This is a genomic window from Klenkia terrae, from assembly GCF_037083865.1.
Classification (GTDB): Bacteria; Actinomycetota; Actinomycetes; order Mycobacteriales; family Geodermatophilaceae; genus Klenkia; species Klenkia terrae.
This window is the reverse complement of record NZ_JBAPLV010000013.1, coordinates 24169-49045: the sequence shown is the minus strand read 5'-3', so window position 1 is coordinate 49045 and position 24877 is coordinate 24169. Positions and strand designations below refer to the sequence as shown.

General features: G+C 74.3%; 23 protein-coding genes. 3 read left to right on the top strand and 20 right to left on the bottom strand.

Annotated elements, in window-relative coordinates:
- Window positions 1–22 precede the first annotated feature (22 nt).
- From nuoN to UXQ13_RS12780, 17 genes are all read right to left on the bottom strand, one after another.
- Window positions 23–1558: an NADH-quinone oxidoreductase subunit NuoN gene (gene nuoN / locus UXQ13_RS12860; protein WP_225232962.1), complete on the bottom strand. Its 1536-nt coding sequence runs from the start codon at window positions 1556–1558 to the stop codon at window positions 23–25.
- Window positions 1558–3099 carry an NADH-quinone oxidoreductase subunit M gene (locus UXQ13_RS12855; protein WP_225232963.1) on the bottom strand — a complete coding sequence of 514 codons (1542 nt, stop codon included), beginning with the start codon at window positions 3097–3099 and terminating at the stop codon, window positions 1558–1560. Before UXQ13_RS12855 ends, nuoN begins: the two co-directional genes overlap by 1 nt.
- A 37-nt stretch (window positions 3100–3136) precedes the next feature.
- A complete protein-coding gene (nuoL, locus tag UXQ13_RS12850; protein ID WP_225232964.1) occupies window positions 3137–5044 on the bottom strand; it encodes an NADH-quinone oxidoreductase subunit L in 1908 nt (635 codons plus the stop codon).
- 10 nt (window positions 5045–5054) lie between these two features.
- Window positions 5055–5354 (bottom strand): NADH-quinone oxidoreductase subunit NuoK, encoded by a 300-nt coding sequence (gene nuoK, locus UXQ13_RS12845; RefSeq protein ID WP_225232965.1) that lies wholly within the window; start codon window positions 5352–5354, stop codon window positions 5055–5057.
- The gene (locus UXQ13_RS12840; protein ID WP_336392422.1) at window positions 5351–6160 is read right to left on the bottom strand and encodes an NADH-quinone oxidoreductase subunit J; all 810 of its coding nucleotides are present in this window, start codon (window positions 6158–6160) and stop codon (window positions 5351–5353) included. The genes nuoK and UXQ13_RS12840 overlap by 4 nt, the downstream gene beginning before the upstream one ends.
- Window positions 6160–6756: an NADH-quinone oxidoreductase subunit NuoI gene (nuoI, locus tag UXQ13_RS12835; RefSeq protein ID WP_336392421.1), complete on the bottom strand. Its 597-nt coding sequence runs from the start codon at window positions 6754–6756 to the stop codon at window positions 6160–6162. Before nuoI ends, UXQ13_RS12840 begins: the two co-directional genes overlap by 1 nt.
- Window positions 6749–8242 carry an NADH-quinone oxidoreductase subunit NuoH gene (gene nuoH / locus UXQ13_RS12830; RefSeq protein WP_336392420.1) on the bottom strand — a complete coding sequence of 498 codons (1494 nt, stop codon included), beginning with the start codon at window positions 8240–8242 and terminating at the stop codon, window positions 6749–6751. The genes nuoI and nuoH overlap by 8 nt, the downstream gene beginning before the upstream one ends.
- Window positions 8239–10701 carry an NADH-quinone oxidoreductase subunit G gene (locus UXQ13_RS12825; protein WP_225232968.1) on the bottom strand — a complete coding sequence of 821 codons (2463 nt, stop codon included), beginning with the start codon at window positions 10699–10701 and terminating at the stop codon, window positions 8239–8241. The genes nuoH and UXQ13_RS12825 overlap by 4 nt, the downstream gene beginning before the upstream one ends.
- Window positions 10698–12026 (bottom strand): NADH-quinone oxidoreductase subunit NuoF, encoded by a 1329-nt coding sequence (nuoF, locus tag UXQ13_RS12820; RefSeq protein WP_336392419.1) that lies wholly within the window; start codon window positions 12024–12026, stop codon window positions 10698–10700. Before nuoF ends, UXQ13_RS12825 begins: the two co-directional genes overlap by 4 nt.
- 2 nt (window positions 12027–12028) lie before the next feature.
- Window positions 12029–13033 (bottom strand): NADH-quinone oxidoreductase subunit NuoE, encoded by a 1005-nt coding sequence (gene nuoE, locus UXQ13_RS12815; RefSeq protein WP_225232970.1) that lies wholly within the window; start codon window positions 13031–13033, stop codon window positions 12029–12031.
- Window positions 13030–14349: an NADH-quinone oxidoreductase subunit D gene (locus tag UXQ13_RS12810; RefSeq protein ID WP_225232971.1), complete on the bottom strand. Its 1320-nt coding sequence runs from the start codon at window positions 14347–14349 to the stop codon at window positions 13030–13032. Before UXQ13_RS12810 ends, nuoE begins: the two co-directional genes overlap by 4 nt.
- Window positions 14346–15020 carry an NADH-quinone oxidoreductase subunit C gene (locus UXQ13_RS12805; protein ID WP_225232972.1) on the bottom strand — a complete coding sequence of 225 codons (675 nt, stop codon included), beginning with the start codon at window positions 15018–15020 and terminating at the stop codon, window positions 14346–14348. The genes UXQ13_RS12810 and UXQ13_RS12805 overlap by 4 nt, the downstream gene beginning before the upstream one ends.
- Window positions 15017–15685 carry a NuoB/complex I 20 kDa subunit family protein gene (locus tag UXQ13_RS12800; RefSeq protein ID WP_455428457.1) on the bottom strand — a complete coding sequence of 223 codons (669 nt, stop codon included), beginning with the start codon at window positions 15683–15685 and terminating at the stop codon, window positions 15017–15019. Before UXQ13_RS12800 ends, UXQ13_RS12805 begins: the two co-directional genes overlap by 4 nt.
- Window position 15686: 1 nt before the next feature.
- Window positions 15687–16049 (bottom strand): NADH-quinone oxidoreductase subunit A, encoded by a 363-nt coding sequence (locus tag UXQ13_RS12795; RefSeq protein WP_091238968.1) that lies wholly within the window; start codon window positions 16047–16049, stop codon window positions 15687–15689.
- A gap of 171 nt (window positions 16050–16220) precedes the next feature.
- Window positions 16221–17465: a geranylgeranyl reductase family protein gene (locus UXQ13_RS12790; protein ID WP_225232973.1), complete on the bottom strand. Its 1245-nt coding sequence runs from the start codon at window positions 17463–17465 to the stop codon at window positions 16221–16223.
- 23 nt (window positions 17466–17488) lie between these two features.
- Entirely contained in the window at window positions 17489–17623 is a 135-nt protein-coding gene (locus UXQ13_RS12785) for a hypothetical protein (protein ID WP_336392418.1), read from the bottom strand.
- A gap of 25 nt (window positions 17624–17648) precedes the next feature.
- Window positions 17649–18371: a demethylmenaquinone methyltransferase gene (locus tag UXQ13_RS12780; protein WP_225232974.1), complete on the bottom strand. Its 723-nt coding sequence runs from the start codon at window positions 18369–18371 to the stop codon at window positions 17649–17651.
- Window positions 18372–18411: 40 nt separating this feature from the next.
- Between UXQ13_RS12780 and UXQ13_RS12775 the strand changes: the two genes are divergently transcribed.
- Entirely contained in the window at window positions 18412–19686 is a 1275-nt protein-coding gene (locus UXQ13_RS12775) for an isochorismate synthase (RefSeq protein ID WP_225232975.1), read from the top strand.
- Between the two features lie 110 nt (window positions 19687–19796).
- Here UXQ13_RS12775 and menD read toward each other — a convergent pair whose 3' ends face one another.
- Together menD and UXQ13_RS12765 are read right to left on the bottom strand one after the other, a co-directional pair.
- Complete coding sequence (gene menD / locus UXQ13_RS12770) at window positions 19797–21575, bottom strand: 2-succinyl-5-enolpyruvyl-6-hydroxy-3-cyclohexene-1-carboxylic-acid synthase (RefSeq protein WP_336392417.1); 1779 nt, start codon at window positions 21573–21575, stop codon at window positions 19797–19799.
- Window positions 21572–22513, bottom strand: a complete 942-nt coding sequence (locus UXQ13_RS12765) for an o-succinylbenzoate synthase (protein ID WP_336392416.1) — start codon at window positions 22511–22513, stop codon at window positions 21572–21574. Before UXQ13_RS12765 ends, menD begins: the two co-directional genes overlap by 4 nt.
- 40 nt (window positions 22514–22553) lie before the next feature.
- Here UXQ13_RS12765 and menE point away from each other — a divergent pair, with 40 nt between their 5' ends.
- Both menE and UXQ13_RS12755 read left to right on the top strand, forming a co-directional pair.
- Window positions 22554–23708 (top strand): o-succinylbenzoate--CoA ligase, encoded by a 1155-nt coding sequence (menE, locus tag UXQ13_RS12760; protein WP_225232978.1) that lies wholly within the window; start codon window positions 22554–22556, stop codon window positions 23706–23708.
- Window positions 23708–24577: a 1,4-dihydroxy-2-naphthoate polyprenyltransferase gene (locus UXQ13_RS12755; protein WP_225232979.1), complete on the top strand. Its 870-nt coding sequence runs from the start codon at window positions 23708–23710 to the stop codon at window positions 24575–24577. The genes menE and UXQ13_RS12755 overlap by 1 nt, the downstream gene beginning before the upstream one ends.
- Here the strand turns inward: UXQ13_RS12755 and UXQ13_RS12750 are convergent.
- Window positions 24570–24866: a DUF4229 domain-containing protein gene (locus tag UXQ13_RS12750; RefSeq protein ID WP_336392415.1), complete on the bottom strand. Its 297-nt coding sequence runs from the start codon at window positions 24864–24866 to the stop codon at window positions 24570–24572. The genes UXQ13_RS12755 and UXQ13_RS12750 overlap by 8 nt on opposite strands.
- Window positions 24867–24877 lie beyond the last annotated feature (11 nt).

Sequence of the window (24877 nt, the reverse complement as noted above, 5' to 3'; positions counted from 1 at the left end):
GGCCCGGGCGCCGACGGCTGCCCTACCCGACCAGCGTGGCGGCGCGGTCGGCCAGGTCCAGCACCGACCCGGGGACGACGCCCAGCACCAGCGTGGCGGCCACCGTCACGGCCAGCACGATGGTGGTCGGCAGGCCGGGGACACCCACGGAGGGGCCGTCCTCGGCGGGCGCGGAGAAGTACATGAGCACGACCAGGCGCAGGTAGAAGAAGCCCGCGATCGCGCTGGTGACCAGGGCGCCGACGGCCAGCGGCCAGGCGCCCACCTCGATCGCCGCCCGGAAGACCGCGAACTTGCCGGTGAACCCGCTGGTGAGCGGGATGCCGGCCAGGGCCAGCAGCAGGAAGGTCATCACCCCGGCGGTCAGCGGGGACCGCCGGGCCAGGCCGGCCCACTGGGACAGCTGGGTGGCCTCGCCGTCGCCGTCCCGGACCAGGGTGACCACGGCGAACGCGCCGATCGTGGTGAGCCCGTAGGCCAGCAGGTAGAACAGCGTCGCCGACAGCCCGGAGCCCGTGCCGCCGCCCAGGCCGATGACCCCGGTGAGCAGGAAGCCGGCGTGCGCGATCGAGGAGTAGGCGAGCATCCGCTTGACGTCGGTCTGGGTCAGGCCCAGGACGGCGCCGACCACCATCGACACGATGGCGATGCCGTAGACCAGCGGCCGCCAGGTCCAGTCCGCCGTCCCGAAGGCCACGTAGAGCAGCCGCAGGATCGCGCCGAACGCGGCGACCTTGGTGCAGGCGGCCATGAACGCGGTGACCGGGGTGGGCGCGCCCTGGTAGACGTCCGGCGTCCAGGTGTGGAACGGCGCGACCGAGGCCTTGAACATCAACCCGACGATCAGCAGCCCGAGGCCGAGCACGAGCAGCGTGCCGGTGCCGTCGGTGCTGACCGACTCCCGGATCTCCGACAGCCGGATGCTGCCGGTCGCGCCGTAGACCAGCGCCAGGCCGTAGAGGAAGAACGCCGAGGCGAAGGCGCCCAGCAGGAAGTACTTGACCGCCGCCTCCTGGGACAGCAGCCGCCGGCGTCGGGCCAGACCGCAGATCAGGTACAGCGGGAGGCTGAGCACCTCCAGGGCGATGAACATGACCAGCAGGTCGTTCGCCGCGACGAAGAGCATCATGCCGCCGACGGCGAAGGTGGCCAGTGGGTAGACCTCGGTCTGCACCCGCTCGTCGGTGAGCAGCTCGCGGTCCCGGGGGCTGCCGGCCGGCACCGCCGCCGAGGCGACGAACGCCGACTTCGCCGGGTCCAGGCCGCGCTCGGCGAACAGCAGGATCGACAGCGCGGCCAACCCGGCGATCGTGGCCTGCAGGAAGAGCCCGGCGCCGTCGACGGCGAGCGCGCCGCCGGCGGTCACCTCGCTGCGCCCGGCGATCAGCAGGGTGGAGACGAACCCGCCGACGGTGCCGACCAGGGCGAGGGCGACCTGGGTGGGCTGGCGGACGTGCCGCGGGGCGAAGGACTCGACCAGGACGCCGACCAGTGCGGCGCCGAAGACGAACAGCAGCGGGGTGAGCGCGGCCAGGGAGAGGTCCGGTGCCTCGATCATCAGTTGGCCCCCTGCTCGGCGGTGGCGGGGGTCGTCCCCGCCGGGTCGGAACCGATGTCGGTCATGGTGGCGGCCACGGCCGGGTCGATCAGGGCCAGCAGCGGCTGCGGGTAGACGCCGAGGCCGATGATCAGGGCGATCAGCGGGACGACCACGGCCAGCTCACGGCGCCGCAGGTCGGGGAAGGGCTTGTCGACGACGACCCCGCGGGACGGGCCGTGCATGGTCCGCTGCACGACCAGCAGGACGTAGAGCGCCGCCAGCACGATGCCGACCGTGGCGACGACGGTGAACACCGGGCGGGTCGGGAAGGAGCCCAGCAGCACCAGGAACTCCGACACGAAGCTGTTGGTCCCCGGCAGCGCGAGGCTGGCCAGGCCGGCGACCAGGAACACCCCGGCCAGGACCGGGGCCTTCTTGGCCACTCCGCCGTAGTCGCTGATCCGGGCCGACCCGCCGCGGCTGATCAGCATGCCCACGGCCAGGAAGAGGATCCCGGTGGAGATGCCGTGGTTGACCATGTAGAGCACCGCACCGGTGCCGCCCTCGGCGGTGAAGGCGAAGATGCCCAGCGCGATGAAGCCGAAGTGCGCGATCGACGTGTAGGTGACGAACCGCTTGAGGTCGGTCTGCCCCATCGCCAGGATCGCGCCGTAGATGATCCCGGCCACGGCCAGGCCCAGGATCCAGGGCGCGAACGTCCGCGACGCGTCGGGGAACAGCGGCAGGCAGTACCGGATGAACCCGAACGTGCCGACCTTGTCCAGCACGCCGACCAGCAGCACGCCGCCGCCGATCGGGGCCTGCGCACCGGAGTCGGGCAGCCAGGTGTGGAAGGGCACCAGCGGGGCCTTGATCGCGAAGGCGACGAAGAACCCGAGGAACAGCAGCTTCTGCACACCGGGGTCGATGTCGAGCTGGCGCAGGGCGTCGAAGGCGAACGTGCCCTCGCCCAGCTCGGTGTTGCTGACGACGTAGAGGCCGATGACCGAGGCGAGCATGACCAGCCCGCCGAGCAGGCTGTAGAGGAAGAACTTCGTCGCGGCGAACTGCCGGCGGGGGCCGCCGAAGCTCCCGATGATGAAGTACATCGGGACGAGCATCGCCTCGAAGAACACGTAGAACAGGAAGACGTCGGTGGCGGCGAAGACGCCGACCATCATCGCCTCGAGCACCAGCAGCCAGGCGAAGTAGGCCTTCATCGAGCGGCCCTCGGGGCCGGTGTCGGCCCACGAGGCGATCACCACGACCGGCACCAGCACACCGATCAGCAGCAGCATGACCAGCGCGATGCCGTCGACGCCGAGGGCGAAGTCGACCCCGAACGCGGGGATCCAGGAGACCGACGTGGTCAGCTGGAACCGCTCGCCGCCGGTGTCGAACGCGACGGTGGCCAGCACCGCCAGCAGCAGCACCAGGCCGCTGACCGCCAGGGCCACCTGCTTGGCCGCCGCGTCGCGGCCCCGGGGCAGCGCGGCCACGGCCGCACCACCGACCGCCGGGACGGCGATCATCGCGAGCAGCCAGGGGAAGTCGCTCACGACTGGTTCTCCTCGGTCGGGGACGTCGGGGTGGCGGTCATCCCGCGGTCACCGCCAGGAGGGCGCCGGCCACCAGGACGGCGCCGCCGAGCATGCCGAGGGCGTAGGAGCGGACGAAGCCGGTCTGCGCCCGCCCGAGCCGGGACGACGACCCGCCCAGGCCGGTGCCGATGCCGTTGACCACGCCGTCCACCCCGCGGTCGTCCACCCAGAGCAGCGCCCGGGTGAGCCACATCCCCGGCCGCATGAAGACCGCCTCGTTGACCCTGTCCGCGTACAGGGCGTTGCGGGCCGCGCGGACCGGCAGCGACACCCGGGCCGGCGCCGTGGTGGGCACCTCGCGGCGACCCACGAACACCCAGGCGGTGAGCGCGCCGAGGGCCACCACCACGGTGACCAGCACGCTGACCACCAGCGGCGGGATCGCAGGCGCGGCGGCCTCCTCGGGCTCGCCGAACACCGGGGCCAGCCAGTCGGCCAGCGGGGCCAGCTGCACCAGGACGAACCCGGCCGCGACCGAGCCGACGGCGAGCACGACCATCGGCAGCGTCATGACCGCCGGGGACTCGTGCGGGTGCACGCCGTCCTCCCAGCGGGGCTTGCCGAAGAACGTCAGAAGCATGAGCCGGGTCATGTAGAACGCGGTCAGCCCGGCACCGAGGACCGCGACCCCGCCGAGGAGGTAGCCCGACACCCCGCCGCGGTCGAAGGCCGCCTCGATGATGGCGTCCTTGGTCCAGTAGCCGGACAGGAACGGGAACCCGATGAGGGCCAGGTAGCCCAGCCCGAACGTCACGAAGGTGGTCTTCATCTTCGTGGCCAGCCCGCCGAACCGGCGCATGTCGGTCTGGTCGCCCATGCCGTGCATGACCGACCCGGCCCCGAGGAAGAGCCCGGCCTTGAAGAAGCCGTGGGTGAGCAGGTGCGCGATGCCCGCCGCGTAGCCGATCGGGCCCAGGCCGACGGCCAGGAACATGTAGCCGATCTGGCTGACCGTGGACCAGGCCAGCACCTTCTTGATGTCGTCGTAGGCGCAGCCGGCGATCGCGCCGATCATGATCGTGATCGCGCCGATGACCACCACCACGGTCTGCGCGACGGGTGCGGCGTCGAAGATCGGCGCCGACCGGGCGATCAGGTACACCCCGGCGGTGACCATGGTCGCCGCGTGGATCAGCGCCGAGACCGGGGTGGGGCCCTCCATGGCGTCGGGCAGCCAGGCCTGCAGCGGGAACTGGCCGGACTTGCCGCACGCCCCCAGCAGCAGGAGCAGCCCGATCGCGGTGACCGTCCCGCCGGCCAGCAGGCCGACCGAGCCGAGCACACCGGCGTAGGACGTGGTGCCCAGCTGGGTGAACATCAGGAAGATCGCCAGGGCCAGGCCGACGTCGCCGACCCGGTTCATGATGAAGGCCTTCTTGGCCGCGGTGGCCGCGGCCGGGCGGGTGTACCAGAACGCGATCAGCAGGTAGGACGCCAGGCCGACGCCCTCCCAGCCCACGTAGAGGGCCACGAAGCTGTTGCCCAGCACCAGCAGCAGCATCGCCGCGACGAAGAGGTTGAGGTAGGCGAAGAACCGCCGCCGCGCGGGGTCGTGCGCCATGTAGCCGACCGAGTAGACGTGGATCAGCGCGCCCACCCCGGTGATCAGCAGGGCGAACGTCATCGACAGCGGGTCGACCAGCAGCCCGGCGCTGACGTCCAGCCGGCCGGTGGAGATGAAGGTGAACAGGTCCACCCCGACGCTGCGGCCCGACGTGCCGGCCAGCTCGACGGTGCACAGCACCGCGAGCACGAACGAGGCGGTCACGGTGGCGATGCCCAGCAGGTGGCCCCAGCGGTCGGTGCGCCGGCCGCCCAGCAGCAGGACGGCGGCACCGGCCAGCGGCAGGGCGATCAGCAGCCAGGAGACGGCGAGCAGCCCGGTGGCGGGCACGGGATCCATGTCGGCGGCCTCAGTACTTCAGCAGGTTGGCGTCGTCGACGGAGGCCGACCGCCGGGTGCGGTAGATCGACATGATGATCGCCAGCCCGATGACGACCTCGGCGGCGGCGACCACCATGACGAAGAAGGCGATGACCTGGCCGTCCACGCTGCCGTTGGCCCGCGCGAAGGTGACCAGGGTCAGGTTCACCGAGTTGAGCATCAGCTCGATGCACATGAAGACCACGATGGCGTTGCGGCGGACGAGCACGCCGACCGCGCCGATGGTGAACAGGATCGCGGCCAGCACCAGGTAGTTGGTCAGGGTCACGACGACGCCCCCCGGGTCGTGCCGAGCGCGGCGTCGGGTCCGCCCCCGGTGTGGTCGGCGGCGGGCAGCTCGTCGACGACCTGGGGCTCGACCCCGGTGGCGTAGCTGGCCTCCGACGGGCTGCCGTCGGGCAGCCGGCCGGGCGCGGCGATGGAGTTGGCCCGGGCGTAGACGCCGGGACCGGGCAGGGTCTGCGGGTGGTCGGCGGTGAGGAACCGGGCCCGGGAGCGCTCCTTCTGGGTGAGCCGGCTGCCCGGCTCGCGCTCGATGTGGGCCAGCACCATGGCGCCGACCGCGGCGGTGATCAGCAGCGCGCTGGTGACCTCGAAGGCCAGCAGGTACCGGGTGAACAGCAGCCGCGCGATGGCCTCGATGTTGCCGTCGGCCGCGCCGCCGGCCCCGCCCTGCACACCCTCCAGGCCCACCACGGTCATGCCCTCGGTGGCCCGGGCGATGCCGGCCCCGACCAGCCCGGCGAACCCGACGCCGAGCACGGTGGCCGCGACCTGCTGGCCCCGGAGGGTCTCCACGACCGAGTCGGAGGAGTCACGGCCGACAAGCATCAGCACGAAGAGGAACAAGATCATGATGGCGCCGGTGTAGACGATGATCTGCACCGCGCCGAGGAACGGCGCCTCCTGGACGACGTAGAACACCCCCAGCGCCAGCATCGTGTTCACCAGGAACAGCGCCGAGTGGACGGCGTTGCGGGCGAAGACCATGCCGAGTGCACCGGCCAGGGCGATCGGTCCGAGGATCCAGAAGACGACGGTCTCCGCCGTCCCGATCTCGATGCCGGCCCCCATCAGGAGCCGGCCCGCAGGTAGTAGTCGCGCTCGTCGTCCCCCAGGCGCATGGGGTGCGGCGGCTGCTCCATGCCCGGCAGCAGCGGGGCCATCAGCTGCTCCTTGGTGTAGATCAGGCTGGCCCGGTCGTCGTCGGCCAGCTCGAAGTCGTTGCTCATGGTCAGCGAGCGGGTGGGGCAGGCCTCGATGCACAGCCCGCAGAAGATGCAGCGCAGGTAGTTGATCTGGTAGACCGCGCCGTACCGCTCGCCCGGGGAGAACCGGGCCTCGTCGGTGTTGGTCCCGCCCTCGACGTAGATCGCGTCGGCCGGGCACGCCCAGGCGCACAGCTCGCAGCCCACGCACTTCTCCAGGCCGTCGGGGTGCCGGTTGAGCACGTGCCGGCCGTGGTAGCGCGGCTTGGTGACCTTGGGCTCCTCCGGGTACTGCTCGGTGGTCACCTTCTTGAACATCGTCGAGAAGGTCACCCCGAAGCCCTGGGCAGGGGCGGGCAGCCGGCTGGTGCGCGCGGCCGGCGCCGAGCGGGTGCCGCCGACCTGGTCGACCTCGCCGCCGCGTCGCCGCTCCGGTGCGGTCTCGGGCTGGGGATCAGGCACTGTCGTCCTTCCGGGGGGTGGGGCTGGGGCGGCGGCGTCCGCTGGCCACCGGGGCGGCGCCGGCGGTGACCGGCTCCTTGGCGCCCAGGCGGGGCGAGGGCGGGACGACCAGGTCCATCGGCGGGATCGGGAAGCCGCCCTCGGCACGGGCCGGACCGCTGCGCTGGGCCGGCCGGCGCCGGGCACCGCCGGTGCGGACCGCGGGCAGCACCTCGGGCTCGGTGGGGTTGGTGGACCCGGCCGCGGCGTTGAGCGCGGCGATCCGGGTGTCCTCGTTGGACTTGCGGGAGGCGATCAGCAACCCGCCCAGCACGACCGCGGCGATCGGCAGCCCCACGTAGAGGGCCACCTCGCCGCTGGACAGGTTCGCCTCGCGGGACACCGTGCGCATGGTGGCCACGGCCAGGATCCAGACCAGCGCGGTCGGGACCAGCACCTTCCAGCCGAAGCGCATGAACTGGTCGTAGCGCAGCCGGGGCAGCGTGCCGCGCAGCCAGATGAAGACGAACAGCGCGGCGATCACCTTGAGCAGGAACCACAGCAGCGGCCACCAGCCCGAGTTCGCGCCGTCCCAGATGGAGATCGGCCACGGGGCCCGCCAGCCGCCGAGGAACAGCGTCGCGGCCAGCGCCGAGACGGTCACCATGTTGACGTACTCGGCCAGGAAGAAGAGCGCGAACTTCAGCGACGAGTACTCGGTGTGGAATCCGCCGACCAGCTCGCTCTCGGCCTCGGGGAGGTCGAAGGGTGCCCGGTTGGTCTCCCCCACCACGGCGATCACGTAGATGACGAAGGAGACCGGCAGCAGGACGGCGTACCAGCTGGGACCGTCGAAGGTGAGCCCGAAGAAGTCCAGCCGGTTGGGCCCGGCCTGCGCGGCGACGATCTCCGAGGTGCTCATCGTGCCGGCGTAGAGGAACACCGCGACGATCGACAGCCCCATCGCGATCTCGTAGCTGACCATCTGTGCGGCGCTGCGCAGGCTGCCCAGCAGCGGGTAGGTGGAGCCGGACGCCCAGCCGCCGAGCACGATGCCGTAGACGCCCATCGCCGAGCAGGCCAGCACCACCAGCACGCCGATGGGGGCGTCGATGAGCTGCAGCGGGGTGCGCTCGCCGAAGATCGAGACCATCGGCCCCAGCGGGATGACCGAGAAGGCCAGGAACGCCGGGATGGTGGCGATGACCGGGGCCAGGAAGTAGACCGGCTTGTCCGCCAGCGCCGGCATGATGTCTTCCTTGAACGCGAGCTTCAGCCCGTCGGCCAGGCTCTGCAGGTAGCCCCGCGGGCCGACCCGGTTCGGCCCGGACCGCTGCTGCATCCGGGCGACGACCTTGCGCTCGAACACGATCGCGAACAGCGTCATGACGACCAGCAGGCCGAAGACGCCGACGATCTTGACCAGCACCAGCCACCAGACGTCGTTGCCGAAGTCGGCCAGGGTCGGCGAGTCGGTCGCGGCCAGCACGGTCACGGGGACGGTCATGCGGCACCTCCGGAGCTGATGGAGACGACGCCGCCGGGGCCGACGCCCAGGCCGGCCCGGACGTGGCTGCCCGGGGAGCGCATCGGCAGCCAGACCACCCGGTCGGGCATCTCGGTGATCCGGGCGGGCAGGGTGATCGCGCCGAGCGGTCCGGTCACGGTGACCGGCTCGCCGTCGGTGACCCCGAGCCGGACGGCGGTGTCCTTGCCCAGCCGGACGACCGGCGGGCGCGAGGTCCCGGCCAGCGCCGGCTCGTCGCGCTGCAGGGTGCCCTCGTCCAGCAGCTGCCGCCAGGAGGCCAGCACCGCCTGCTCGGCGCCCACCCGCGGGCTGCCGGCGGGGGCGACGTCCAGCCCGCGCACCTCGCGGGACCGGCCGGCCCCGCCGAGGGCGACCAGCTCGCGGCGGGCGTCGTCCACCCCGGCCAGGCCCAGGCGCACACCCATCGCGTCGGCCAGACCGGTGAGCACCCGGGAGTCGGTGAGCTGCCCGCTGCCGTGCAGGGTGGCGTCGAAGGCGCGCACCCGGCCCTCCCAGTCCAGGTAGCTGCCGGCCTTCTCCGGGGCGGCGGCCACCGGCAGGACGACGTCGGCGTGGTCGGTCACCGCGGACGGGAACAGCTCGAGGCTGACCACGAACCCGGCGGTGGCCAGCGCGGCCTCGGCGAGGGCGGGGTCGGGCAGGTCGGCCGGGTCGACCGCGCCGACCACCAGCCCGCCGAGGCGGCCGTCGCGTGCCGCGGTGAGGATGCCGGTGAGGTCGCGGCCTGCCTTGCGGGGCAGCTCGACGCCCCAGGCGGCCTCGACGTCGGCGCGGTCCTCGGCGTGCTCGACGGCCCGGCCGCCGGGCAGCAGGGAGGGCAGCGCGCCGACCTCCACCGCACCGCGCTCGCCGGCCCGCCGGGGCACCCAGGCGACCCGGGCACCGGAGGCGGCGGCCAGCGCGGACAGCGCCGACAGCGCGCCGGGCACCTCGGCCAGCCGCTCGCCGGCCAGCACGACCGCACCCTCGCGGCGCAGCGCGGTGGCGGCCTGCGCCCCGACCCCGCCGGCGGACTCGGCGGCCAGGGCGCGGAGCACCGCGGCCTCCAGGCCGGGCGGGGTGGCCAGCAGCGTCGCGTCGAGCTTCTCGTCGGCGCCGGTGGCGAACGGCGCCACGTCGAAGACCGCCAGCGCCCGCTCCCGGACGGCGCGGCGCAGCCGGAGGAAGACGATCGGCGACTCCTCCTCCGGCTCGAACCCGACCATGAGGACGGCGGGGGCGGCGACCAGCTCGTCGTAGGTGACCGCACCGGCGCCCGGCGCGGTGCCGGCGACGTGCGCGGCCAGGAACGCCAGCTCCTCCGCGGAGTGCGCGCGGGCCCGGGCGTCGACGTCGTGGGTGCCGAGGGCGACCCGGGCGAACTTGGCGTAGGCGTAGGCGTCCTCGACGGTCAGCCGGCCGCCGGGCAGCACGCCCACCCCGCCGTCCGCACGCGCGGCGGCGAGCCCGGCGGCGGCCGCGGCCCAGGCCTCGGGCCACGACGCCGGCTGCAGCTCGCCGTCCCGGCGGACCAGCGGGGTGGTCAGCCGGGCGTTCGCCGCGGCGTAGCGGAAGGCGAACCGACCCTTGTCGCAGTTCCACTCCGTGTTGACCGCCGGGTCGTCGCCGGCCAGGCGGCGCAGCACGGTGCCGCGCCGGTAGTCGGTGCGCTGGGCGCAGCCCGAGGCGCAGTGCTCGCAGACGCTGGCCTCGCTGCGCAGGTCGAAGGGCCGGGAGCGGAACCGGTAGGCCGAGCTGGTGAGCGCCCCGACCGGGCAGATCTGCACGGTGTTGCCGGAGAAGTAGGACTCGAAGGGCTCGTCCTCGTAGATGGCGACCTGCTGCAGCGCGCCGCGGTCGAACAGCTCGATGAACGGGTCGCCGGCCACCTGCTGGGAGAACCGGGTGCACCGGGCGCAGAGCACGCAGCGCTCGCGGTCCAGCAGCACCTGGGAGCTGATCGGCAGCGGCTTGGGGTAGGTCCGCTTGACGCCCTCGAACCTGCTCTCGGTGTGCCCGTTGCTCATCGCCTGGTTCTGCAGCGGGCACTCCCCGCCCTTGTCGCAGACCGGGCAGTCCAGCGGGTGGTTGACCAGCAGCAGCTCCAGCGTGCCGGCCTGCGCGGACTCGGCCACCTCGCTGGTCAGCTGGGTCTTCACCACCATGTCCGGGGTGACCGGCACGGTGCAGGAGGCCACCGGCTTGCGCTGGCCCTCCACCTCCACCAGGCACTGCCGGCAGGCACCGACCGGCTCCAGCAGCGGGTGGTCGCAGAACCGCGGGATCTGCACGCCGATCTGCTCGGCCGCCCGGATGATCAGCGTGCCCTTGGGCACCGCGACCTCGAAGCCGTCGATGGTGCAGCGGACGTGGTCCTCGGGGGTGTGCGGGCCGGGCACCGCGGGCACCTGCGCGCGGGCGGGTTCGGGCGTGGTCATGCCATGGCTCCCACGGGCTCGAGCTTCAGGGTGCGACCCAGCCGGCCCTGCTCGTCGGCGGGGAGGAGCGCGACGTAGTCGTCGCGGAAGTACTTCAGGCTCGACGCGATGCAGCTGGTGGCGCCGTCGCCCAGGGCGCAGAACGACCGGCCCAGGATGTTGTCGCAGGTGTCGGTGAGCAGGTCCAGGTCGCGGGCGGTGCCGTGCCCGGCGACCAGCCGCTCCAGGATCTGGACCAACCAGTAGGTGCCCTCCCGGCACGGGGTGCACTTGCCGCAGCTCTCGTGCGCGTAGAACTCGGTGAACCGGAGGGTGGCCTCGACGATCGAGTCGGTCTCGTCGAAGACCATCAGCGCCGTCGTGCCCAGCATCGAGCCGGCGGCGGCCACCGAGTCGAAGTCCAGCGGGACGTCGAGGTGCTCGGGGGTGAAGTACGGGGTGCTCGACCCGCCCGGCGTCCAGAACTTGAGCTCGTGGCCCGGGCGCACGCCGCCGGCCATCGCCAGCAGCTCGCGCATCGTCGTCCCCATCGGGGCCTCGTACTGGCCCGGGTGCACGACCCGGCCCGACAGCGAGTAGATCTTCGGCCCCGGCGACTTCTCCGGGCCGAACTCCTTGAACCAGGCCGACCCGCCGCGCACCACGAACGGGACGCTGGCCAGGGTCTCCACGTTGTTCACCACGGTCGGGGCGCCGTAGAGGCCGGCGACGGCGGGGAACGGCGGCTTGAGCCGGGGCTGGCCGCGGCGGCCCTCGAGGGAGTCCAGCAGCGCCGTCTCCTCGCCGCAGATGTAGGCACCGGCACCGGCGTGCACGACGACGTCGAGGTCGAAACCCGAGCCGTGCACGTCGCGGCCCAGGTGGCCGGCGGCGTAGGCCTCCGCGACCGCGGCCTGCAGCCGGCGGTGGGCGTGCACGGCCTCGCCGCGGACGTAGATGACCGCGTAGTGGCAGCGGATCGCGTAGGAGGCGATGGCCACGCCCTCCACGAGCCCGTGCGGGTCGGCCATCATCAGCGGCAGGTCCTTACAGGTGCCCGGCTCGCCCTCGTCGGCGTTGACCACCAGGTACTTGGGCTTGGCCGCCGGACCGGTCGGGGTCTCCCCCGGCTTGGGCTGCGGGATGAAGCTCCACTTCATGCCGGTCGGGAACCCGGCACCGCCGCGACCGCGCAGGCCGGAGTCCTTGACCAGGGTGACCAGCTCGTCGGGGGTCATGCCCAGCGCGGTGCGCCAGGCCGAGTAGCCCTCGGTGCGCTCGTAGGTCTCGATCGTCCAGCTGCGCTCCTCGGCGTAGCGGACGGTGAGCACGGGGGTCAGCGGCATGGTCAGACCTCTCGCTGGACCGACGTGCCCGAGCCCGACTGGGCCTGGCCGTCGGCGTCGGGGGCGGGTGCGTCGCGGTCGGCGGCCGCGCGGCCGGCCGGCTCGGGGCGGTCGGGGTGGTTCTGCTCCGCGCCGGACCGCTCGGCCGGGTTGCCGGCGGCGGCGACCTCGGCGTCGGCGGCCTGGGCCCCCGGCGTCCCGCCGTCGCCGGTGGGCGTCCGGTCCGGGGTGCCGGCCTCGGCGGGCGCAGCGGTCTCGGCGGCCGGCATGGCGGGTGCGGCCTCGCCGCGCTCGGCGGCCAGCCGGACGCCGCGCAGCGTGGGGACGCCGGCCGAGGGCCCGTCGACGGCTGCCTGGGCGGCCGCGGCGTCGGCGTGCTGGGAGAACCCGGCCAGCTGGCGGGAGACGCCGCGGAAGTCGGTCAGCGGCGCGCCGCGGGTGGGGTCGGGCTTCTCGCCGCGGCGCAGGGCGGCGACCAGCTCGAGGGCTGCGGCGACGTCCTGCTGGTCGTAGAACTCGTAGTCGACGGTGACGACCGGTGCGTAGTCGCAGGCGGCCAGGCACTCGGCGTGCTCGAGGGTGATCGTGCCGTCGGCGGTGGTCTCGTCGTGGTGCACACCCAGCTCGGCGGCGACCTCGTCGTAGATCTTCTGCCCGCCGAGCACCGCGCACAGCGTGTTGGTGCAGACGCTGACCAGGTGCCGGCCGGTCGGGCGGCGCTTGAACATCGTGTAGAACGTCGCGACCGCGCCGACCTCGGCCTTGGTCAGCCCCAGCTCCTGGGCGCACAGCGCGACGCCCTCGGGCGAGACGTAGCCCTGCACCGACTGGACCAGGTGCAGCATCGGCAGCAGGGCCGACCGCGGCACCGGGTAGCGGGCCATGATCTCCCGGCACTCGGCGCGGGTGGTCTCGGTCAGCGGCGGCAGGTCGCCGTGCACCTCGACGGCGCTGGAGTCCAGCCCGGTGACGGCGGTGCCCTCCGAGGAACCCGGCAGCGCGCTCATCGGTCCACCCCTCCCATGACCGGGTCGATGGAGGCGATGGCCGCGATGACGTCGGCGATCATGCCGCCCTCGCTCATCGCCGCGGTCGCCTGCAGGTTGACGAAGCTGGGGTCGCGCACGTGCACCCGGAAGGGCCGGGTGCCACCGTCGCTGACCACGTGGAAGCCGAGCTCGCCGCGGGGGGACTCGATGGCCTGGTAGACCTGCCCGGCCGGCACCCGGAACCCCTCGGTGACCAGCTTGAAGTGGTGGATCAGGGCCTCCATCGACTGGCCCATGATGTGCTTGACGTGGTCCAGGGAGTTGCCCATGCCGTCGGCGCCGAGCGAGAGCTTCGCGGGCCAGGCGATCTTCTTGTCCTCGACCATGACCGGGCCCGGGCGCAGCCGGTCCAGCGCCTGCTCGATGATCTTCAGCGACTCGGTGACCTCGGCCATCCGGACCAGGTAGCGGCCCCAGGCGTCGGCGGTGTCGGCGGTGGGCACCTCGAAGTCGTAGGTCTCGTAGCCGCAGTACGGCTCGACCTTGCGCAGGTCCCACGGGAGGCCGGCGCTGCGCAGGATCGGCCCGGTGACGCCCAGGGCGATGCAGCCGGTGACGTCGAGGTAGCCGACGTCGCGCAGCCGGCGCTGCCAGATCGGCTGGCCGGTGAGCAGCCGGTGGAAGCCCGCGGCCCGCTCCGGCATGATCGTCAGGAACTCGCGGATCTTGGCCTCGATGCCCTCGGGCAGGTCCTGGGCCAGCCCGCCGGGGCGCACGTAGGCGTGGTTCATCCGCAGCCCGGTGATCTCCTCCAGCAGGTCCAGCACGAGCTCCCGCTCGCGGAACCCGTTGGTCATGCCGGTGAGCGCGCCCATCTCCATGCCGAAGGTGGCCAGGCCGACCAGGTGGCTGGCGATCCGGTTGAGCTCCATCACCAGCACCCGGATGGTGGTGGCCCGCTCGGGCACCTCGATGCCCAGCAGCTTCTCCACCGCCAGGCAGTAGGCGGTCTCGTTGAACAGCGGCGCCAGGTAGTCCATCCGGGTCACGAAGGTCGTGCCCTGGGTCCAGGTCCGGTACTCGGTGTTCTTCTCGATGCCGGTGTGCAGGTAGCCGATGACCACGCGGGCCTTGGTGACCGTCTCGCCCTCGAGGTCGAGCACCAGCCGGAGCACCCCGTGGGTGGAGGGGTGCTGCGGGCCCATGTTGACGACCAGCCGCTCCTCGGCGAGCGGATCGGACCCGAAGGTCAGGTCCCAGTCGCCACCGGTGACGGTGTAGACGCGGCCCTCGGTGGTCTCGCGGGAACCGGCGTAGGGATCGGTGGTGGTCACCGGTAGGACCGCCTCTCGTCCGGGGGCGGGATCGTCGCGTCGTGGTACTCCACGGGGACGCCGCCGAGCGGGTAGTCCTTGCGCTGCGGGTGCCCGTCCCAGTCGTCGGGCATGAGGATCCGGGTGAGCGCGGGGTGGCCGTCGAAGACGACGCCGAACATGTCCCAGACCTCCCGCTCGTGCCAGTCCGCGGTCGGGTAGACCCGGGTCGAGCTCGGCACGTGCGGGTCCTCGGCGGTGACCGCGGTCTCGAGCCGGATCCGGCGGCGGTAGGTCATCGAGGTCAGGTGGTGGACGACGTGCAGCCGCTCCCCCGTCGGACCGCCCGCGTCCAGGTAGTCCACGCCGCTGACGCTGCTGCACAGCTCGAAGCGCAGGGCGTCGTCGTCGCGCAGCGCCTGCAGCAGGACCAGCAGGTGCTCGCGGTGCACGAACCAGGTGATCTCGCCGCGGTCGACCAGCACCCGGCGGACGGCGGCGTCGTAGGTCGCCTGGCCGACCGCGTCGGCCAGGGCGTCGGCGACCTCGTCGAACCAGCCGCCGTAGGGCCGGTCGGTGGAGTGCAGCGCGACGGCTCCGCCGGGCTCGACCCGGACCAGGCCGCCGAACCCGGAGGTGTCACCGCTGCCGGTGACGCCGAACGCGCCGGTGCGGAACGGGCTCTCGCTCACCCGCGCTCCCCCGGCAGCAGGACGGCGTTGCCCCCGCGCTGCTCGATGGCGAACTGGCCGGTGCGGCCGCGGGCGGCGGCGTCCTCGTAGGCCTTCCGGGCGGCCTTGTCGGCCCGCACGGTGGAGGGCATCTCGATGTGCAGGTCCTTCGCCGTCCCGTCCGCGCGGGCGGCGGCGAGCGCGGCGGCCCGCTTCTCGCCCAGCGGCTCGTGCTGGATCTTGTGGTGCAGCTTGAGGATCGCGTCCATCAGCATCTCCGGGCGCGGCGGGCAGCCCGGCAGGTACATGTCGACCGGGACGATGTGGTCGACGCCCTGGACGATCGCGTAGTTGTTGAACATGCCGCCGGAGCTGGAGCACACGCCCATCGCCAGCACCCAGCGCGGCTCGGGCATCTGGTCGTAGATCTGGCGCAGGACCGGGGCCATCTTCTGGCTCACCCGGCCGGCCACGATCATCAGGTCGGCCTGCCGCGGCGAGGCGCGGAAGACCTCCATGCCGAAGCGGGCCAGGTCGTAGCGGCCCGCGCCCGAGGCCATCATCTCGATGGCGCAGCAGGCCAGCCCGAAGGTGGCCGGCCACAGCGAGGACTTGCGGGTCCAGTTGACCAGCTTCTCGACGCTGGTGAGCAGCACGCCGCTCGGCAGCTTCTCCTCGAGGCCCATGTCAGTCCCATTCCAATCCGCCGCGGCGCCAGACGTAGGCGTAGGCGATGAAGACGGTGGCGATGAAGACGACCATCTCGACCAGGCCGAAGACCCCGAGCTGGTCGTTGGCGACCGCCCAGGGGTAGAGGAAGACGATCTCGATGTCGAAGACGATGAACAACATCGCGGTCAGGTAGTACTTGATCGGGAAGCGGCCGCCGGTCAGCGGCTGGTCGACCGGCTCGATCCCGCACTCGTAGGCCTCGAGCTTGGCCGAGTTGTAGCGCCGCGGGCCGATGAACGGCGCCGCGGTCACCGAGAACAGGGCGAAACCCGCGGCCAGCACGAACAGACCGACCAGCGGCGCGTAGGTCGCCAGCATCAAACCCTCCCCCGACCGATCTGCTTGTGAATTAGTTCACAAGTGGACACGGCTCGACCCTATGCCCGAGGTCACACCTCGCGGAAGGGACCCCCTCCCGGCGCGTCGTGACCAAGGGCACCCTCACCGGTGCAGCCGCAGGTCAGCGGGCCGGGCGGGCCGGCCGCGGGGTCAGCGGGAGGGCGTCAGGCGGTGCAGGACGTCGAGGACGCGGTCGACGCCGTCGCCGTCCCGGCCGTCGGAGAGGTTGCCCATCAGCCGCAGCGCGATCGACACCGCGGCCGGCCGCTTGAGGCCGTGCGCGGTGGCGAAGCGGACCAGCTCGGGCCGGGCCAGGCCCTTGAGGAACAGCCCGCCGAGGCGGTGGTGCGCGCCGAACTCCCGGCGCAGGGTCTCCGGGTAGCGGCGCAGCACCGCCTCCCGGGCCGGGCCCTCGGGTGCGGCCAGCGCAGCGAGGACGGCGGCGGCGCCGGTGCGGCCGGTCTCCATGGCGTAGCTGATGCCCTCGCCGTTGAACGGGTTCACCGTGCCGGCGGAGTCCCCGACCAGCAGCAGCCCGCGGGTGTAGGCCGGCCGCCGGGACAGCGAGGTGGGCAACCCGGCCCCGCGCAGCGGGGTGCCCAGCGCCTCCGGGTCGATCCCCCACGACGCCGGCAGCGACCGCAGCCAGCGCCGGTAGACGGTCCGGGTGTCGTCGTCCCCCGCGTACCGGGTGTCCAGCAGGCCGAAGCCGACGTTCGCCGTCCCGTCGCCCATGCCGAAGAACCAGCCGTAGCCGGGCATCGACTCCACGTCCGGGCCGTGGTCGGTGAGGTCGAAGGAGATGTCCAGGTACGGGTCGTGCGAGCGGGTGGTCGGCAGGTACTGCCGGACGGCGACGCCCAGCGGTACGTCGGTGCGGCGGTTGAGCCCGACCGTCTTGGCCAGCCGGCCGCTGAGCCCTTCGGCGGAGATGACCAGCGTGGACCGGAACTGCTCACCGTCGGCCGCTCGGACCCCGCAGACCCGGCCGGCGTCGTCCAGCAGCGGCTCGGCGACCGTCACCCCGAACCGGACCTCGGCACCGGCGGCGACCGCGTGCCGGGCCAGCTGGGCGTCCAGGTCGGCGCGGGTGCGGATCAGCCCGCCGGCCGGCCACCGGGCCAGCTTCGGCCAGTCCACCTCGACCACCTGGCCGCCGCCGTGCACGCGCAGCCCGCGGTGCCGGACCCAGCCGTCGTCGGCGACGTCGACGCCCATGGCCGCCAGCGCGGCGACCCCGCGCGGGGTCAGTCCGTCGCCGCAGACCTTCTCCCGCGGGAAGTGCGACTTCTCCAGCACCAGCACGTCCAGCCCGGCCCTGGCCAGCCAGTAGGCCGCGCTGGACCCGGCCGGTCCGGCGCCCACGACCACGACGTCCCGACGCTGCTCTGCCACGCCGGGAGTCTAGGTCGGCCGGCTCAGGCCGGGCCGGGCGCGATCGGGTCGGTCGGGCTGGGCACCGGGGACGGCGGGGCGGGCTCGGAGGGCACCGGGTCGACCGGGGTGGGGTCGGGGCCGACGGGGCCGGGATCGGGGGTGGGCGGGAAGGTCATGCCCGACCAGTGCCCGTGACCGGGCTCACCCAACCGTCGCCGGCTTGCGGCCCCGGTGCAGCGCCACGATGCCGCCGGTCAGGTTCCGCCAGGCCACGTCGGACCAGCCCGCCGCCTGCAGCTTGGCCGCCATCGGGCCCTGCGCCGGCCAGGCCCGGATCGACTCGGCCAGGTAGACGTAGGCGTCGGGGTTGCTGCTGACGCCGCGGGCGATCGACGGCAGCGCGCGCATCAGGTACTCCAGGTAGACCGTGCGCCACGGCGTCCAGGTGGGGGTGGAGAACTCGCAGACCACCAGCGTGCCGCCCGGGCGGACCACCCGGAGGAACTCCCGGAGCGCGGCGTCGGTGTCGGCCACGTTGCGCAGGCCGAAGGAGATGACCACACCGTCGACGCTCTCGTCGGCCAGCGGCAGCGCCATCGCGTCGCCGGCCAGCATCGGCACCGAGCGGTGCCGGCCGGCCCGCAGCATGCCCTGGGAGAAGTCGCAGGCGATCGCCCGCACCCCGCCCGAGGCCAGCTCCACGGTGGAGACCCCGGTGCCGGCGGCGACGTCCAGCACGGTCTGCCCGGAGCGCGCACCCAGCGCCGCCCGGGTGGCCCGGCGCCACCCGGCGTCCAGCCCGCCGGACAGCACGGTGTTTGTCACGTCGTACTTGCCGGCCACCTGGTCGAACATCGCGGCGACCTCGGCGGGCCGCTTGTCCAACGTCGCCCGGTAGCCGTGTGGCGGATCTCCTGCGGTCACACCCGACGACGATACGGCGGACGCTCCTACTGTGGACGGCGTGAGCACGCTGGCCGGGACGACGACGCGCGAGGTGGTGACCACCCCGCTCGGGCAGCGGCGCAGCGACCTGCTCACCAAGCTGCCCGCCGAGGGTGCGCTGGCCTGGGTGCGCGGCGGCGAGGGCCTGGTCGGCTGGGGCGAGGCCGCCCGCCTGGAGGTGTCCGGCCCCGACTCCCTCGCGCAGGCCGAGCGCTGGTTCGCCCGGTGGTGCGCGGAGGCCCACGTGGTGGACCCGGTGCAGCTGCCCGGCTCCGGTCCGGTGCTCTTCGGCTCGGCGGCCTTCGACCCCGAGCGCGGCACCTCGGTCTTCGTCGTCCCCGCGGTGGTGCTCGGCCGGCGCGACGGGCAGACCTGGGTGACCACCACCGGTGCACCGGACGGCCCCGACGGCGCCGACCACGAGGTGACCGAGTTCCCCGCCCAGGCCGCCGACACCTCGATCGGCCGGCTCAGCTACGCCGACGGCGCGGTCGACGCGGTGACCTGGTGCGGCGTGGTGGCCGCGGCCGTCGAGCGGATCGCCGCCGGCGAGCTGGGCAAGGTGGTGCTGGCCCGCGACGTCCTGGTGACCGCCGACCACCCGCTGGACCCCCGCCGGCTGCTGCTCCGGCTGGCCGCCCGGTTCCCCTCCTGCTGGACCTTCGCCGTGGACGGCCTGCTCGGCGCCACCCCCGAGCTGCTGCTCAGCCGCACCGGTGGCGTCGTGGAGTCCCGGGTGCTCGCCGGCACCGGGTCACGGGCCGCCGACCCCGCCGCGGACGCCGTCCTGGCCGAGGCCTTCGCCGGCAGCGCCAAGGACCACGCCGAGCACCGCTACGCGATCGACTCCCTCGCCGACGCGCTGCGCCCGTTCTGCACCGACCTCGAGGTGCCCGACGAGCCCTCGGTGCTCACCCTGCCCAACGTGCGGCACCTGGCCAGCGACGTCCGCGGCCACCTGCGCGCCGACGGGCCGGGGCTGCTCGCGCTGGTCGACGCCGTGCACCCCACCGCGGCCGTCGGGGGCGCCCCCACCGGCGCGGCGCTGGCCCTGATCCGGGAGATCGAGGGCATGGACCGCGGCCGGTACGCCGGGCCCGTGGGCTGGGTGGACGGCCGCGGGGACGGCGAGTTCGGGCTGGCCCTGCGCTGCGCCGAGCTCACCGGCGGCGCGGGCGGCGCGGAGGCCCGGCTGTTCGCCGGCTGCGGCATCGTCGGCGACTCCGACCCGATGGCCGAGCTGGCCGAGACCCAGGCCAAGCTCGCCGCCGTCCAGGCCGCCCTGCAGGACTAGCTCTGCCCGGCGTGGATCAGCTGGGTTCACGACCGTGCGTCCTGGTTCACCGGCGCCGGTGAACCAGGACGGAGCCTGCTGAACCCAGCTGATCCGCGCCCGGGAGGGGCTCAGGCGAGGGCGGCGTGGGCGGCGTCGCGGAGCTGGGTGGCCAGGTCGGCCTCGGCCTGCTGGTCGCCCCGGACGACGACCACCCGCGGCCCGCCCAGGGCCAGCGCACCGGCCAGCTGCGCCGGGTCGTGCACAGCGGTCGCAGCCCAGCCCATGGCCCGGGCCAGCGTCACCAGGTCGCGGCCGTGCGGGGTGCCGAAGACCCGGCGGTAGCCTGCGGCGTGCTCGGCGCGGCCCGGTTCGAGCTGGGCGAAGATGCCGCCGCCGTCGTTGTCGGGCACCACCACGGTCAGGTCGGGCACCGGCTCGCCGTCGCCGACCAGCAGGCCCTGCAGGTCGTGCAGGAACGTCAGGTCGCCCATCAGCGCGAAGGCCGGCCCGCCGCCGGCCCCCTGGTGGGCCAAGGCCGCGCCGATCGCCGTGGACAGCGTGCCGTCGATGCCGGCGACGCCCCGGTTGGCCAGCACGGTCAGCCCGGACCGCGGCACCGCGTACCGGTCCACGTCGCGGACCGGGTTCGACGACCCCAGCACGAGCAGCGCCCCGGCCGGCAGCGCGGCCACCAGGTCGCGGGCCAGCCGGGCGGCGGTCAGCCGGGGGCCGGCGTCGATCAGCTCGTCGACGACGGTGCCCACCCGCTCGGCGGCCGCCGTCCACTCCTGCGCCCAGCCGTCGGGGGCCACGTGCCCGGAGACGTCCAGCTCGCCCAGCACCGCGCCGGGGTCGGGCAGCACGCCGCCCACCCGCCGGGTGCCGCGGCCGGCGTCGGGCCAGCCGGGGTGCGGGGACACGGTGTCGACGACGACGTCGGGGTGGGCCAGCAGCGCCGAGACCGGGCGGCTGAGCGTGGGCCGGCCGACGACGACCACCCGGTCGGGCCGGTGCGCCGCGGCCCAGGACGCCGCGCCGAGCAGCAGCACCGCGCCGCGCACCGAGCCGGTGCCGCCCCAGGTGCCGCTGCTGGGCTCGCCCAGCACGGGCCAGCCGCGCTGCGCGGCGACCACCGAGGTGCTGCGGCCCAGGGAGACGGGGGCGTCGCCGGCGACCACCAGGGTGCGCCGGGCCCGGCCGGGCGCGCGGGTGGTCGGTGCGGGGGCGCTGACCACCATCGCGCGCGGGCCGCTGCCCGGGGCGGCGTCGGTCCACGGGGCGTCGTCGGCGCGGCCGGCCCAGACCCCCGACGGCAGGGCCGGGCGGGGGTCGTGCCCCTCGGGCAGCAGCGGCTCGCGCAGCGCCAGGTTCAGGTGCACCGGCCCTGGGTCGCCGGACAGCGCGCCGATGGCCACCAGGACCGCCCGGGCGGCGACCGAGCGCCAGTACCGGTTCTGCGGGGCCTCACGGCCCTCCTCGGGGACGCCGAGGTCGGCCGCCCACCGGACGGCGCCGCCGTAGAGGCCCACCTGGTCGATCGTCTGGTTCGCCCCGGTGCCGCGCAGCTCCGGCGGCCGGTCGGCGGTGAGCAGGAGCAGCGGGATGCCGGACTGGTCGGCCTCGAGCACCGCGGCGTGCAGGTGGGCGGTCGCCGTCCCCGACGTGGTCAGCACCGGCACCGGCCGGCCGGACGCCTTGGCCAGCCCGAGGGCGAGGAAGGCGCCGGTGCGCTCGTCGATGCGCACGTGCAGCCGCAGCCGGCCGGCCAGCTCGGCCTGGTGCAGGGCCAGCGCGACCGGCGCCGACCGGGAGCCCGGGCAGACGACGGCGTCGGTGACGCCGTCGCGGACCAGCTCGTCGACGAGCACCCGGGCGAACGCGGTGGCCGGGTTGAGCGGGGCGGTCACGAGGCGGCCACCCGGTCCAGCCGCGCCCGCCACCGGCGGTCGGTGTCCGGGTCGGCGGCGACGTCGTCGAGCCGGTCGGGTTCGACGGCCCGCACCGCAAGAGCGCCGTCCACCGGGACGAGCCGGTCGGAGGCCACGTCGCCGGTCAGCAGGGCGAGGGTGCCCAGCCCGCAGGCGAAGGGCAGCTCGGGCAGCGCCGCGGCCAGCGCCAGGCCGGCGGCCAGCCCGACCGAGGACTCCAGCGCCGAGGACACCACGCACGGCAGACCGTGCGCCGCGGCGACCTCGAGCGCGGCCCGCACGCCGCCGAGGGGCTGCACCTTGAGGACGACGACGTCGCACGCCTCCCGCAGGTCCACCCCCAGCGGGTCAGCGGACCGCCGGACCACCTCGTCGGCGGCCACCCGGACGTCGATCCGCCGGCGCAGCGCCACCAGCTCCTCGACGGTCGCCACGGGCTGCTCCACGTACTGCAGGTCGAAGCGGTCCAGGGCTCGGATCCGCTCGACCGCGGTGTCCAGGTCCCACGCGGCGTTGGCGTCCACCCGCAGGCCGCCGGCCGGCCCGAGCGCGTCGCGGACGGCCTCCACCCGCGCCTCGTCGTCGGCGGCGGTCTGGCCGGGCTCGGCGACCTTGACCTTGGCCGTCGCGCAGCCCGAGGCGGTGACCACCGCGTGCGCCTGCTCGGGGCCGACCGCGGGCACGATGCAGTTGACCGGCACCGAGGACCGCACCGGGTCCGGCCAGCCGAGCGTGGCGGACTCCACGGCGCTGGCCCACCAGCGGCGGCTCTCGGCGTCGTCGTAGTCCCAGAACGGGGAGAACTCCCCCCAGCCGGCCGGGCCGCGGACCAGCACGCCGTCCCGGACGTCGATCCGGCGGAACCGGGTGCGCAGCGGGGTGCTGAAGACCCGCACGTCGGTCAGGCCCTCGATCACCGGTCCAGCGTAGGCGGGGACCGCCGTACCCTCGCTGCTCGTGGCCCGGCACCTCTCCCTCGTGCACGCGCCGGCCCTGGGCCCCGCGGTGCTCGACGACGTCTGGCCGGCCGTGCAGGCCGCCCTGGACGGCGATGCCCCGCTGGCCGTGCTCCCCGCCGGCGAGGGCCCGCAGGCCGCCGCCCGGGCCGTGCTGGCCGCCGACGAACCGCTCGAGGACGGCGCCGACCTCGTCGTGGTCACCTCCGGCTCCACCGGCACCCCGCGGGGCGTGCTGCTGTCCGCCGGCGCCGTGCGGGCCAGCGCCACCGCGACGCTGGACCGGCTCGGGGGCCCCGGCAGCTGGCTGCTCGCCCTCCCGGTGAGCGCCGTCGCCGGCCTGCAGGTGCTGGCCCGGTCGGCCCTGGCCGACACCACCCCCACGGTGCTCGGCCCCGGCGACCGGCTCACCGACGCGGTGGCCGCCATGCCGGCCGGCCGCCGGTACACCGCACTGGTGCCCATCCAGCTGCGCCGGGCGCTGACCGCCGAGCCCGACGCACTGCGCGCCCTCGACGCGGTGCTCGTCGGCGGTGCCGCCACCGACCCCGACCTGCTCACCGCCGCCCGGGACGCCGGGGTCGCCGTGATCACCACCTACGGCATGAGCGAGACCGCCGGCGGCTGCGTGTACGACGGCGTCCCGCTGGACGGGGTGGCCGTGCGGGTCACCGGGCACGGCGTGGAGCTGGCCGGGCCGCAGCTGGCGCTGGGCTACCGGCTGGACCCGGTGGCCACCGCGGCCGCGTTCAGCAACGACACCGACACCGACGGCCGGCGCTGGTTCCGCACCCAGGACGTCGGCACCCTCGACGGCGTCCGGCTGACCGTGCACGGCCGGCTGGACGACGTCGTGGTCACCGGCGGGGTCAACGTCTCCCCGCAGGCCGTCGAGGCCGCGCTGCGCGCGCACCCCGCCGTCGCCGACGCCGTGGTGGCCGGCCGGCCGGATCCCGAGTGGGGGGCCCGGGTGGTCGCCGCCGTCGTGCCGGCACCCGGCGCCGTCCCCGAGCTGGTGACGCTGCGCTCCTGGGTGGCCGAGCGGCTCGGGGCGCCCGCGGCGCCCAAGGAGCTGCACCTCGTCGCCGCCGTCCCCCTGCTGCACACCGGCAAGCCCGACCGCCGCGCGGTCACCCGCCTGATCGAAGGAGCCTGATGGCCACCCCCGCCCAGTGGCTGGCCGGCGCCCGCCCCAAGACGCTGCCGGCCGCCGTCGCGCCCGTGCTCGTCGGCACCGGCGTCGCGCAGGCCCTCGACGGGTTCCGGCTGGTGCCCGCCCTGCTCGCGCTGGTGGTCGCACTGGCCCTGCAGGTCGGGGTGAACTACGCCAACGACCACTCCGACGGCAAGCGGGGCACCGACGCCGACCGGGTCGGCCCGATGCGGCTGGTCGGCTCCGGGGCCGCCTCGGCGCAGGCTGTGCTCGTCGCCGCGCTGCTGGCCTTCGCCGTCGCCGGGGTCGCCGGGCTGGCACTGGCCGCGTACTCCAGCTGGTGGCTGGTCGCGGTCGGCGCGGTCAGCATCGCGGCGGCGTGGACCTACACCGGCGGCCCGATCCCCTACGGCTACCGCGCGCTGGGCGAGGTGTTCGTCTTCGTGTTCTTCGGCCTGGTCGCCGTGGTCGGCACGACCTTCGGCCAGACCCGCACGGTCGAGGGCCTGGCCTTCGCCGCGGCGGTCCCCGTCGGGCTGCTGATCACCGCGATCCTGGTGGTGAACAACCTGCGCGACGTGCACGGCGACGCCGCGGTCGGCAAGCGCACGCTGGCCGTCCTGCTGGGCGAGCGGGCCACCCGGTGGTTCTTCACCGGCCTGCTGGTCGCCGCCTTCGTGGTGGTCGCGCTGATCGGCCTGGCCCGCCCCTGGGCGCTGCTCGGCCTGCTGGCCGCACCGCTGGCCGTCCCCCCGGCCCGGACCGTGCTCGCCGGCGGCACCGGACCGGCGCTCATCGCGGCGCTGTCGGGCACCGGCCGGGTCACGCTGGTGACCGGTGTGGTGCTCGGCCTGGGCCTCGCGCTCAGCTGACCGTGTCGTCGGTCCCGGCCAGCCGGGACCGCAGGTCCTCCTTGGCCGCCTTGCGGGTGACCGAGCGGGCCAGCATCGCCTCGGTCAGCCGCTCGCGCAGCGGCTTGAGCAGCACGAACGACAGCGGCATCGACAGCAGCAGGCCGAACAGCAGGCCGGGGAAGCTACCCAGCCCGAGCAGCCAGAGGATGCCCACCAGCGCTGCGGCCAGCACCAGCCGGCCCAGCGTGTAGAGCGCCAGCAACGGCCACACCGACGGCGCCTGCGCCGGCCCGCCCGTCGGGCTCACCGGACGGTTCG